This is a genomic window from Pseudomonas sp. Q11, assembly GCF_024494355.1.
Lineage (GTDB): Bacteria > Pseudomonadota > Gammaproteobacteria > Pseudomonadales > Pseudomonadaceae > Aquipseudomonas > Aquipseudomonas hefeiensis.
Map to the genome: position 1 here is coordinate 1 of NZ_JAKNQY010000051.1, position 9,018 is coordinate 9,018.

At 65.0% G+C, this 9,018-nt stretch carries 8 protein-coding genes; 7 read left to right on the forward strand and 1 reads right to left on the reverse strand.

The features are described from left to right. Positions 1 to 65: 65 nt before the first annotated feature. Complete coding sequence (gspI, locus tag MA884_RS27470) at positions 66 to 440, reverse strand: type II secretion system minor pseudopilin GspI (protein ID WP_256233438.1); 375 nt, start codon at positions 438 to 440, stop codon at positions 66 to 68. A 149-nt stretch (positions 441 to 589) separates the two neighbouring features. Between gspI and gspG the strand changes: the two genes are divergently transcribed. The 7 genes from gspG to gspF all read left to right on the forward strand — a co-directional run bounded on the left by gspG (position 590) and on the right by gspF (position 8,945). After that, the gene (gspG, locus tag MA884_RS27475) at positions 590 to 1,039 is read left to right on the forward strand and encodes a type II secretion system major pseudopilin GspG (RefSeq protein WP_076385242.1); all 450 of its coding nucleotides are present in this window, start codon (positions 590 to 592) and stop codon (positions 1,037 to 1,039) included. 8 nt (positions 1,040 to 1,047) lie between these two features. After that, positions 1,048 to 2,034 carry a type II secretion system minor pseudopilin GspK gene (gene gspK, locus MA884_RS27480; protein WP_256233439.1) on the forward strand — a complete coding sequence of 329 codons (987 nt, stop codon included), beginning with the start codon at positions 1,048 to 1,050 and terminating at the stop codon, positions 2,032 to 2,034. Beyond that, positions 2,031 to 3,212, forward strand: a complete 1,182-nt coding sequence (gene gspL, locus MA884_RS27485) for a type II secretion system protein GspL (protein WP_256233440.1) — start codon at positions 2,031 to 2,033, stop codon at positions 3,210 to 3,212. The genes gspK and gspL overlap by 4 nt, the downstream gene beginning before the upstream one ends. After that, the gene (gene gspM, locus MA884_RS27490; RefSeq protein ID WP_256233441.1) at positions 3,205 to 3,768 is read left to right on the forward strand and encodes a type II secretion system protein GspM; all 564 of its coding nucleotides are present in this window, start codon (positions 3,205 to 3,207) and stop codon (positions 3,766 to 3,768) included. The genes gspL and gspM overlap by 8 nt, the downstream gene beginning before the upstream one ends. Continuing rightward, on the forward strand, positions 3,765 to 6,122 hold the full coding sequence (gene gspD / locus MA884_RS27495; RefSeq protein ID WP_256233442.1) for a type II secretion system secretin GspD: 2,358 nt from the start codon (positions 3,765 to 3,767) through the stop codon (positions 6,120 to 6,122). Before gspM ends, gspD begins: the two co-directional genes overlap by 4 nt. Positions 6,123 to 6,315: 193 nt before the next feature. Next, complete coding sequence (gene gspE, locus MA884_RS27500) at positions 6,316 to 7,734, forward strand: type II secretion system ATPase GspE (protein WP_256233443.1); 1,419 nt, start codon at positions 6,316 to 6,318, stop codon at positions 7,732 to 7,734. Next, complete coding sequence (gspF, locus tag MA884_RS27505; protein ID WP_256233444.1) at positions 7,734 to 8,945, forward strand: type II secretion system inner membrane protein GspF; 1,212 nt, start codon at positions 7,734 to 7,736, stop codon at positions 8,943 to 8,945. The genes gspE and gspF overlap by 1 nt, the downstream gene beginning before the upstream one ends. Positions 8,946 to 9,018 lie beyond the last annotated feature (73 nt).

Genomic DNA, 9,018 nt, shown 5'->3' on the forward strand with positions numbered 1-9,018 from the left:
AAAACGACCCTCTCCCCCTCAGAAAGCGCCATTTCCTTAAGTGAACAGCATTACGTGTATAGCCGCTATTTTTCCCGGCTGACCAACGTCTCCAACCGCGCCAACGGCGGTGCTTCGTGGCTGCGATCCGACACGGTCAGTTCAACCCGCAACATCCGGCCATTTTCCGCCGGGCGCAGGTTCTGTTCGCAACGCAGCAGCAACCGTCCCTGATCGCATTCGATGACTTTTGAACCCTGCACAAAACGCCCCTCCAAGCGCAGTTGCGCCAGTTGGCTGCGGGCCGCCAGCAGTGCGATGGACTTGTCTCGCAATAGCCCATTGCTTTGGGTCATCACCGCAGCCACGCGCACCGCCGCCGACATGGCCACGGCGATGATCGCCAGGGCGACCAGCACTTCGATCAGGGTGAAGCCGGCTTGTGGGGTGGGGCGTGACATCGCGCGAGCTCTATGGGCAGAGGCAGCCCCCGAGCTTAACCGCCGTTCTTGACCGATTGACGACGTAAGCTCCTGAGCATTTTCAATATCACTGACATGTTTTCTTGCAACACTGCGCCACGAATTGAATCCAGCGAAGGACCGTCGAGATGCAGATCGCCCGTTACAACGCCCGTCTCCAAGGCCCTCGCGGGCAGCAGGGTTTCACCCTGATCGAAATCATGGTTGTGGTGGTCATTCTCGGCATTCTGGCGGCGATGGTAGTGCCCAAGGTACTCGACCGGCCGGACCAGGCGCGGGCGACGGCGGCGAAGCAGGACATTGGCGGTTTGATGCAGGCGTTGAAACTCTATCGCCTGGACCACGGCAGTTACCCGAGCATGAACCAGGGGCTCAAGGTGCTGGTGGAACGGCCCGCTGACGCAAAAAACAGCACATGGCGTTCCTACCTGGAGCGCCTGCCCAACGATCCATGGGGCCGTCCCTACAACTACCTCAACCCCGGCGCCAATGGTGAAGTCGATATCTTTTCCCTGGGGGCCGACGGCCAGCCTGACGGCGATGGTGTAAATGCCGACATCGGCTCCTGGCAGTTATAAGGGTCGTGATGCGAACGGATTCGCCCTTCGCGGCGAAGCAACGGGGCATGGCGGTCATCAGCGCCTTGCTGATCGCCGCCGTGGTGGCGGTCATCGCCGGGGGCATGCTCACCCGCCAGACCCTGTTTACCCGCAGCCTGGAAGCCGAGCAGTTGCGTATCCAGGGCACGGCGCGGTTGCAGGGCGGCCTGCAATTGAGTCGCCAGTTGTTGTGGGATGCGCGTCAGCGCGATCCGCTCACGCGCTTGGGTCAGGCTTGGGCCAACCCCTTCGTGATGGCCGGTTCCAGCCGGGTTGACATCCCCTTCGAAGGGCGGCTGGAAGATGAACAAGGCAAATTCAACCTGCGCAATCTGGTCGCTAATGAACGCGTGGACCAGGAACAGGTGCGCGTCTTCGAACGGCTGTGCGAGCAACTTGGCATCGCCGCGACGGTACGTGCGCGTATCGTCGCGCGGGTGATTGCCGGGTACCCACGCCTGTTGAACCCAGAGTTGGCGGACAAGGCCGCGGTGAGCAGTACCTTCGACAGCGGTCGCAGCACCTCGCCGGATGCTTCCGGCACGCCGTTGGCGCCGACACGACCCATGCTGCGCACGTTGCAGGATTTGCGCAGCATCAAGGGTGTCACCCCGGTGCTGCTGGACACACTGGCGCCTTATGTGACGATTCTGCCGGCCAATACCTGGCTCAACGGCAACACCGCCAGCGCCCCGGTGCTGGCCGCTTACGTGCCAGGGTTATCGTTGCCGCGGGCCCAGGCGCTGATCGCTGAGCGAGACGGCGGCCACTGGTTTATCAACCGTGGGGATTTCGTCAATCGCCTGCGCATGCCGGAGCTGGAAATGACCTCGGTCAAGGTCGGTATCACCAGCGACTGGTTCCGCCTGCGGGGCCAGGCTCGCAGCGGGCGGCGACGGGTCGAGCTGGATGCTTTGCTGCAACGCAGCCAGGACCGGATGCCTCAGGTGATCTGGTCACGGGTGGGCGTATGACTCGCTTGCGCATAGCGTTGACGCCACTGGGCAGCTTGAACCTCGACAGCCCGGTGGCATTCGCCTGGCTCGATCGCCAGGGGCAGGTCCGCGACCATGGGCGCAGCACCCTCCGGGCCCTCGGTCAGGGTGCAAAGAAGCCGCGGGTCGAGTGTTTCCTCCATCCGCGCGACAGCTTGCTCACCCGTCTGGAACTGCCGCAGCTGCCGGCAGCGAAAATCACCGCCGCGGTGACCTGCGCCGCCCAGGCGCTGATGCTTGGCGCCAGCGAGCGCATGCAGGTGGCTCACAGCACGCGCGGTGCCGACGGGCAGGTGCACATTGCCTGGCTCGACCGGGAGTCACTCGATGCCCTGGGCCGGATGCTGCGCCAGGCCGGCCTGAACCTGCGCGGGCTGTACCCGGCGGCCTACGCCCTGCCGGTGTTGTCCGGGCCGGTGGCCTGCGTCGACGATGGCCACCTGCTGGTGCGTTACAGCGTGCAGCACGCGGTGGTGCAGCCGTTGCTGGACGACGCGTTGGATGAGTGGTTACTGGAGGCAGGGGCCGGGCTGCAGTGGGTGGGCGAATCGCCGCCGCAGGGCTCGATCAAAACCTTGCCCGCCCCTCAGCGCTGGACCGGTGTCGTGCCGGGCTGGGGCTTGCATGCCGGCCTGACGCATGGCCCGGCCGAGCGTGGCGGTTGGGGCAGGGCGGCGACGCTTTGCGCGGTGGCGCTGGCGGTGTGGGTGGTCGGTCTGAATCTCTACGCCACCCGTGAGGCCACCCAGGGCCAGCGACTCAAGGCGCAGATGAGCCAGCGGGTAAAGCAGGCGTTTCCTGAACTACCGGTGATTCTCAACCCCTTGCAACAAGCCCGACAGCAAATCGCCGCGCGCCAAAGCGGCACGGCGGCGGACCCGGCGCAACGCTTCGCCAGCCTGGTGCAACAAGCGGGCAGCACCATGCCGTTCATGAGCGGCAACGTGCAGGAACTGGTGTTTGAAAACGGTGAGTTACGCCTGACGCTCGTGGCCGAGGCACAAAAAACATCCACCGCAGACGACTGGAAAATCCCCCTGAGCCAGGCCGGTATCGACGTTGCGGCCAATGACCAGGGCTGGACCTTGCGTGCCGCTTTGCCCGCACAGGGCACGCAGGACAACCCCGAACACGCCCCGGAAGCCGACGATGAATAAGCAATTCCCGGCACGGCTATGGACGCAGTGGCAAACCCTGCGCGCGCGTGGCCGCACGTCCTGGCAGGGCCTGGCGGTGCGCGAGCAGCGCGCCGTGTCCCTGGCGGCGCTGGTACTCGGCGGGCTGCTGGTCTGGTTGCTGTTGATCCAGCCACCGCTTCAAACCCTTGCGTATTGGCAGGTTGAAACGCCGAAGTTGCGCGCGCAGACCCAGGCCCTCGAAGTGTTGTTGCGGGACGTCGGCGGCCCGGCGCCGGGCCAGCCTCTGGAAGCGGCTCTGCGCCAGGCCCTGGATGCCGGTGGCTTGAGCGAGCACTACCAGTTGCAGGCCGTGGACACGGCCTGGCAACTCACCTTCAACGACGCGCCGGCCGATGAGGTGATGGGCTGGCTGTTGAGCAGTCCACGGCAATTTTCCCTGCAAGTGCTTGAAGCCCGTTTGCGGCGCGCGGCCCCGGCCAACGCCGACAACATCGACAACACTGAAAACACCGCCGGCACCCTGTCCGGAACCGTTCGCATGGATCAGGCGCAAGGCGCTAAGGAAGCTTCATGAAGGGGTCCCGATACCCGCGTCATTGGCGCAAGAGCGTGCCGTTTCTGTTGCTGGCATTGAGCGCCTGCAACAGCACACCGCCGGCGTCGCAACCACCGTTGCTGGTGGACAGTGAACTGGGCATTCCGCTGGGCAGTACCCAGCGCAGCGGCGATGCGCTGCTGGACCGTCAGCGGGCTCAGACCTTGCGTGAACAGAAACCGCCGGTGCGGCACTCGGTCGATCTCACCGCCCGTGCCCGCGAGCCCCGCAGCAGTACACCGGCACGCAGCCCGCTGGGTGACCAACCGGTGACCCTGAACTTTGTCGAGGCCGACATTCAGGCGGTGGTGCGGGCCTTGTCCCGTTCCACCGGCCAACAGTTTCTGGTGGACCCCCGGGTCAAGGGCAACCTGACGCTGGTGTCCGAAGGTCAGGTGCCGGCGCACCAGGCCTATGACATGCTGCTGGCCGCGCTGCGCATGCAGGGCTTTAGCGTGGTGGATGTCGGCGGCGTGGCCCAGGTGGTGCCCGAGGCCGACGCCAAGCTGCTGGGCGGGCCGATCTACAGCGCCGACAGACCGGCCGGCAACGGCATGTTGACCCGCACCTTTCGCCTGCAATACGAAAACGCGGTGAACCTGATCCCGGTGTTGCGCCCGATCGTGTCGCCCAACAACCCGATCAATGCCTACCCCGGCAACAACACCATCGTCATCACCGATTACGCCGAGAACCTGTCGCGGGTGGCGCAGCTCATCGAAGGCATCGATACCCCCAGCGCCATCGACACCGACGTGGTGCCGATACACAACGGCATCGCCGTGGACATCGCGCAGATGGTCTCCGAGTTGCTGGAAACCCAGGGCAGCGACCAGACCCAGAAGATCAACGTGATCGGCGACCCGCGCTCCAACGCCATCATCATTCGGGCCGGCAGCCCCGAGCGCACGGAGCTGGCGCGTAACCTGATCTACAAGCTCGACAACGCCCAGAACAACCCGAGCAACCTGCACGTGGTGTACCTGCGCAATGCTCAGGCCGGCAAACTGGCCCAATCCCTGCGCGGCTTGCTCACCGGGGAAAGCGAAGGCGAGGGCAGTGATAACTCGCGCTCGGTGCTCAGCAGCATGGGCGCCAGCACCAACGGCCAGAGCAGCGGCGATGGCGCCAGCACCAGCGGGACCACGGGCGTTAGCACTTCGACCTCTGGCAATGGTTATGCCCAAGGCAGTAGCGGACAAAGCTCGGCTTCGCCGCAGGACGATCAGAGCACCGCCTTCAGTGCCGGCGGCGTGACCATCCAGGCCGACGCCACCACCAATACCCTGCTGATTTCCGCGCCGGACCCGCTGTACCGCAACCTGCGGGAAGTCATCGACCTGCTCGACCAGCGTCGCGCCCAAGTGGTGATCGAGAGCCTGATCGTCGAGGTTGGCGAGGACGACGCCAGCGAGTTCGGCGTGCAATGGCAGACCGGCAACCTGGGCGGCAGCGGCGTGATCGGCGGCGTCAACCTCGGTGGCACCGGGCTCAACCTTAACGGCAAGACCAGCATCGATGTGTTGCCCCAGGGCTTGAACCTGGGCCTGGTCAACGGCACCGTGGACATTCCCGGCATCGGCAAGATCCTCGACCTCAAGGTCCTGGCCCGGGCGTTGAAGAGCAAGGGCGGCACCAACGTGTTGTCGACCCCGAACCTGCTGACCCTGGACAACGAAGCCGCGAGCATTTTTGTCGGCCAGACCATTCCGTTTGTCAGCGGCAGTTACGTCACCGGCGGGGGCGGCACCAGCAACAACCCGTTCCAGACCGTGACCCGCGAGGAGGTGGGCCTGAAGCTCAACGTCCGCCCGCAGATTTCCGAAGGTGGGACGGTCAAGCTCGATATCTATCAAGAGGTCAGCAGCGTCGACAACCGCGCTTCGAGCGCCACCGGGATTGTCACCAACAAGCGTGCCATCGACACCAGCATCCTGCTGGACGACGGGCAGATCATGGTCCTTGGCGGGTTGTTGCAGGACGGCTACAGCCAGAGCAACGATGCTGTGCCGTGGCTGTCGACCATCCCCGGTATTGGTGCGCTGTTTCGCAATGAGCGGCGGCAGATCACCAAGACCAACCTGATGGTGTTCCTGCGTCCCTACATCATCCGTGACACGGCGGCGGGGCGCGGCATCACCCTCAACCGCTACGACTTCATGCGCCGCGCCCAGGGCCTGCTGCAACCGGAACGCAGCTGGGCGCTGCCGGACATGCAAGCCCCGCAACTGCCGGCCTCGGCCAAGGCCATTCCGCCGGCCACGCCCGCCGGACTGCAAACGCCCAGGGCGGTGATCAAGGCGGTGCCCGCAACGGAGCCGGTTGGACAATGAGTACCGTGGCGAGGGAGCTTGCTCCCGCTGGGTTATGTAGGAGCTGGCGAAGCCTGCGATCTTTTGATCTTGATCTTTCGCTTTTGACTCAATTGTCTGGGACAAGATCGCAGCCTCGTTGCACTCGACAGCTCCTACACAGTGTCGACGCTCCAGCCACGGTGTGTCCGTCAGTCGAGGAGGCGTTGTGCCCATGAACACCCTCCCATACGCCTGGGCCAAGGCCCAACGCCTGGTGCTGCGCGAGTCTGACGAAGGCGCGGTGTTGATGGTGTGTCCCTCCACGCCAGGCTGGTCCATCAGTGAAGTGCGCCGCCAGTTCGGCGAGGTGCGGCTGGAGCGGGTGCGTGACGAGGAACTCGACGGTTTGCTCAACAGTGCCTACGCCGACACCGGCAGCGCCGCCGCCGTGGTGGGCGCGGCAGAGAACGAGGTGGACCTCGACCGCCTGATGCAGGACATGCCCGAGATCACCGACCTGCTGGACACCCAGGACGGCGCGCCGGTGATCCGCATGATCAACGCCTTGCTGACCCAGGCCGCGCGGGATGAGGCCAGCGACATCCACATCGAGCCTTACGAAAGCCATTCGGTGGTGCGCTACCGGGTCGACGGCACCCTGCGTGACGTGGTTTCGCCACGCAAGGCCCTGCACGGCGCGCTGGTGTCGCGGATCAAGATCATGGCCCAGCTCGACATCGCCGAAAAGCGCCTGCCCCAGGATGGCCGCATTGCCCTGCGCGTGGCCGGGCGACCGATCGACATCCGGGTTTCGACGGTGCCCACCGGCCATGGCGAACGGGTGGTGATGCGCTTGCTGGATAAACAGGCCGGGCGCCTGCAACTGGAAACCCTGGGCATGGACCCGGACGTACTGGGCAAACTCGATCACCTGATCCGCCAACCCCACGGCATCGTGCTGGTCACCGGCCCCACCGGCAGCGGCAAGACCACCAGCCTCTACGCCGCCCTGGCTCGGCTCGACGCCAGCACCAGCAACATCCTCACCGTCGAAGACCCGGTGGAATACGACCTGCCGGGCATCAGCCAGATCCAGGTCAACGCCAAGATCGACATGACCTTCGCCCTGGCGTTGCGAGCGATTTTGCGTCAGGACCCGGACATCATCATGATCGGCGAAATCCGTGACCTGGAGACCGCACAAATTGCCGTGCAAGCGTCCCTCACCGGTCACCTGGTGCTGGCGACCCTGCACACCAACGACTCTGTGTCGGCCATCAACCGCCTGATCGACATGGGCGTCGAGCCGTTCCTGCTGGCCTCGTCGATGCTCGGCGTACTCGCCCAGCGCCTGGTGCGCAGGCTCTGCCCGCAGTGTAAACAAGCTGATCCGGCAACCCCCGGCACCTGGCGCCCGGTGGGCTGCCCGAGCTGTAACCAGACCGGTTACAGCGGTCGCACCGGCATCCATGAATTGTTCTGCATCGACGATGACATTCGCACCCTCATCCACCAAGGGGCAGGGGAGCAGGCGCTGCGTGCCGCTGCCCGCCAGGCCGGCATGTTCAGCATGCGCGAGGACGGTGAGCGCTGGGTGCGCAGTGGTACCACCGCCCCAGAAGAAATCTTGCGCGTGACACGGGACGCCTGATGAATCGCTACCGGTTTGAAGCCGCCGATGCCACCGGCAAGATCGAGGTAGGCCACCTGGAAGCCGACAGCCAGAGTGGCGCCTTCAACCTGTTGCGCAGTCGCGGGCTGACGGCGTTGCTGGTGCAGGTCGAGCGCAACACCGCGCAAGCCCATGGCGGCGGCCTGTTCAGCGCCAAACTCTCGGACAACGACCTGGCCTGGGCCACCCGGCAACTGGCGAGCCTGCTGGGAGCCAGCCTGCCATTGGAGGCGGCGTTGAGCGCCACGGTGGAACAGGCTGAGCGCAAACACATCGCCCAGACCCTCAGCGCAGTGCGCGCCGATGTGCGCAGCGGCATGCGCCTGGCCGAAGCCCTGGCGGCGCGGCCACGGGACTTTCCGGACATCTACCGGGCACTGATCGCCGCCGGTGAAGAGTCCGGCGACCTCGCCCAGGTGATGGAGCGGCTGGCGGACTACATCGAGGAGCGCAACAACCTGCGGGGCAAGATTCTCACGGCGTTCATCTACCCCGGGGTGGTGGGGCTGGTGTCGATCGCCATCGTGATTTTCCTGCTCAGCTACGTGGTGCCCCAAGTGGTCAGCGCATTCTCCCAGGCCCGTCAGGACCTGCCCGGACTGACCGTGGCGATGCTCACCGCCAGCGATTTCATCCGCGCCTGGGGCTGGTTGTGTTTCGGCATGCTGGCGGGTGGGTTCTGGGGCTGGCGATTGTATTTACGCAACCCGCAGGCGCGGTTGAACTGGCACAGTCGCATCCTGCGCCTGCCGTTGATCGGGCGTTTCGTGCTGGGCCTCAACACCGCGCGCTTTGCCTCGACCCTGGCGATTCTCGGCGGCGCCGGGGTGCCCTTGCTGCGAGCCCTGGAGGCGGCACGCCAGACCCTGTCCAACGACCGCCTGAGCCTGAGCGTCAGCGATGCCACGGCCAAGGTTCGCGAAGGGGTCAACCTGGCGGCGGCGTTGCGGGTCGAGAAAGTCTTCCCGCCAGTGCTGATCCACCTGATCGCCAGCGGCGAAAAAACCGGCTGCCTGCCGCCAATGCTCGAACGCGCCGCACAAACCCTGTCCCGCGACATCGAACGCCGGGCCATGGGCATGACTGCGCTGTTGGAGCCGCTGATGATCGTGGTCATGGGCGGCGTGGTGCTGGTGATCGTCATGGCGGTATTGCTGCCGATTATCGAGATCAATCAGTTGGTGCAATAGCCCACCGCGCAAAAAACCGTGGCGAGGGAGCTTGCTCCCGCTGGGCTCTGTAGGAGCTGGCGAAGCCTGCGAT